The 2,644-nt window shown below is 69.9% G+C and carries 3 protein-coding genes; 1 reads left to right on the top strand and 2 read right to left on the bottom strand.

Annotated elements, in window-relative coordinates:
* Positions 1-97 precede the first annotated feature (97 nt).
* The gene (locus tag ABTZ89_RS37855; RefSeq protein ID WP_351054116.1) at positions 98-1,015 is read left to right on the top strand and encodes a 5'-3' exonuclease; all 918 of its coding nucleotides are present in this window, start codon (positions 98-100) and stop codon (positions 1,013-1,015) included.
* A 76-nt stretch (positions 1,016-1,091) separates the two neighbouring features.
* Here ABTZ89_RS37855 and ABTZ89_RS37850 read toward each other — a convergent pair whose 3' ends face one another.
* Together ABTZ89_RS37850 and ABTZ89_RS37845 are read right to left on the bottom strand one after the other, a co-directional pair.
* Positions 1,092-1,913: an MBL fold metallo-hydrolase gene (locus tag ABTZ89_RS37850; RefSeq protein ID WP_351054114.1), complete on the bottom strand. Its 822-nt coding sequence runs from the start codon at positions 1,911-1,913 to the stop codon at positions 1,092-1,094.
* Positions 1,913-2,500, bottom strand: a complete 588-nt coding sequence (locus tag ABTZ89_RS37845; protein ID WP_351054112.1) for a TetR/AcrR family transcriptional regulator — start codon at positions 2,498-2,500, stop codon at positions 1,913-1,915. Before ABTZ89_RS37845 ends, ABTZ89_RS37850 begins: the two co-directional genes overlap by 1 nt.
* Positions 2,501-2,644: the final 144 nt, after the last annotated feature.

Raw genomic sequence — 2,644 nt, 5'->3', positions numbered from 1 at the left:
GTTCGAACACTGTTACGCACTCACGACCGACACGAGCTGGTCCGGGCAGTCGGTTGTCGGCGGGGCGTGACAAGCTGGGGCGGTGACTGGTCCTCTGATGCTCGTCGACTCGGCCGGGTTGTGGTTCCGCTCGTACTACGCCCTGCCCGACTCGCTGACCGCACCGGACGGCACTCCGGTGAACTCCGTGCGCGGCTTCTGCGACATGCTCGCCAAGCTGATCACCGACCGGCGCCCGGCCCGGTTGGTCGCCTGCCTGGACAACGACTGGCGGCCGCAGTTCCGGGTGGACGCGCTGCCGTCCTACAAGGCGCACCGCGTGGCCGAGGACGACCCGGACGCCGAAGAGGTCCCGGACACCCTGTCCCCGCAGGTCCCGGTGATCCTCGAGGTGCTCGACGCGGCGGGGATCGCCACGGCCGAGGCCGAGGGCTACGAGGCCGACGACGTCATCGGCGCGCTGGCCGACCGCGAGGACCGCGACCCGGTGGAGGTCATCACCGGCGACCGCGACCTGTTCCAGCTGGTGCGCACCGACCCCACCCCGGTGCGGGTGATCTACATCGGCGCCGGGCTGGCCAAGGCGCAGGACTTCGGGCCCGCCGAGCTCGCCGAGAAGTACGCGCTGTCCCCCGACCGGGCCGGTGACGACTACGCCGACATGGCGGTGCTGCGCGGCGACCCGTCGGACGGCCTGCCCGGCGTGGCGGGCATCGGCGAGAAGACGGCCGCGAAGCTGATCACCCAGTTCGGCTCCCTGGAGGCCCTGTTGGCCGCGGCCGAGAGCGGCGCCGCCGGTCTGACGCCGCGCGTGCGCGGCAAGCTCGCCGACGCCGCCGACTACCTCGCCGCGGCACCGTCGGTGGTCCGCGTGGTGCGCGACGCACCGGTGGTCATCGACCGCCCGGACCCGATGCCGAAGTCCGAAGTGGACGTCGACCGCCTGCGCGAGCTGCAGAAGACCTGGGGCCTGGGCGCCAGCATCGACCGGCTCATCACCGCCCTCGAACTCTGATTCCCCATTTCCGAGCTCATTCCGCACGGTGGCGCGGGTGGCGGAACCTCAGGCGCCGCCACGCAGAACGAGTTCGTCAGGCAGTTCTTCCACAGCGGTCCAGGCCCACCGGGTCGTGCGCGCAGAACACCTCGATCTGATCGCGGTGCGCGGTGACCAGGTCCCGCAGCCGGGCCTGGTTGCGCCGCCGCAGCGGACCGTCGACCTGCACCCGGTTCTGGAAGAAGCGCAGCGCCGGGGTGCAGTGCGGGCGGTCGGCCATCTCGCCGTGGTGAAAGAACGCGTCACCGGCGTGCAGCAGCCACTTGCCGTCGGACCGCCGCACCGCGACCGCGGTGTGGCCGCGGGTGTGACCGGGCAGCGGCAGGAGCAGGATCTCCGGCGGCAGCCCCGGCAGGTCGCGCACCGCCTCGAAGCCGAACCAGCGCTCCCCGTCGGCACTTCCGTGAACAGTCCACTTCGGACCGTGCTGGAACTGGTGCTGGAGGTAGCGATCCCCGTCCAGACCGCGCACCAGCGCTTGGTGCTCGACGTCGTGGACGTGCACCTGGGCGTGCGGGAAGTCCGGCAGCCCGCCCGCGTGGTCGAGATCGAGGTGGGTCACCACGATGTGCCGCACGTCCTCGGGCCTGAAACCGAGGCGCTCCACTTGGGACGCGGCAGTTTCCGCGATGTCGAGCACCGGCCGGGCCATCCGCAGCCGCTGCTTCATCACCTTCGCGTGCGTGGTGACGTCCGGAACACCCATGCCGGTGTCGACGAGCACCAGCCCCTGCTCGGTCTCGATGAGCAGGCAGTGGCAGATCATGCGCGCGGTGCCGAACCGGCTCCCGCCCTCGTTGACCAGCCGACCGCCGAAGGGCCGCATGGTCCCGCAGTTGAGGTGGTGGACCCGCATCAGTTCTCCTCCGCCCGCGCGCTCTCCAGCAGCACGATCAGTTGTTCGCCCACCGTTCGCAGCGGTGTGACGTCCCGTTGCACCTTGCTCAGCAGCAGCGCGCCCTCGATCATCGACAACGCGACCACGGCGAGATTCCCGGCCTGATCAGCGGGAATCCCCCAGGCACTGAACCCCGCAGCCAGCTGCCGCTGCCATCCCCCGTAGGCGCCGTCGCACGCGTTGCGCACGTCCGCGCTTTCCGCGCAAGCCTCCAGCGCGACCGTGGCGACCGGACATCCGCTGCGGTAGTCCGACTCGACGAGCACCTGCTCGAAGTGGCCCAGGATCGCCGCGACCGCTTCGCGCGGCTCCGCCACGTCCGCCAGCACCAGCGCCAACAGCTCGCCCACGTGCTGCCCGGAAGCCGCGACCGCCTCGGCGGCGAGCTGCTGCTTGCCCCCGGGGAAGTGGAAGTACAGCGATCCCCTCGGCGCCGAGGACTCCGCGAGCACCTGGTTGACCCCGGTGCCGTGGTACCCCTGCTGGTTGAACAGCTCCATCGCGGTCTCGAGCATCTGCTGCCGCGTCTGCGCACCCTTCTTCACGCAGAAAAATATGACAGTCGGTCTACATATTTTCAACCCTGTCCTCAACCGGACCAAAAAAGGTCGTGAGTGCGTAACAGTGTTCGAACACTGTTTAGCACTCAAGACCGGGAGCGCCGGGGCAGAAGTGGGGGGCGGTGAGGT

Source organism: Saccharopolyspora sp. NPDC002686, assembly GCF_040295745.1.
GTDB lineage: Bacteria > Actinomycetota > Actinomycetes > Mycobacteriales > Pseudonocardiaceae > Saccharopolyspora > Saccharopolyspora oryzae.
This window is presented reverse-complemented; position numbering and strand designations above follow the sequence as displayed.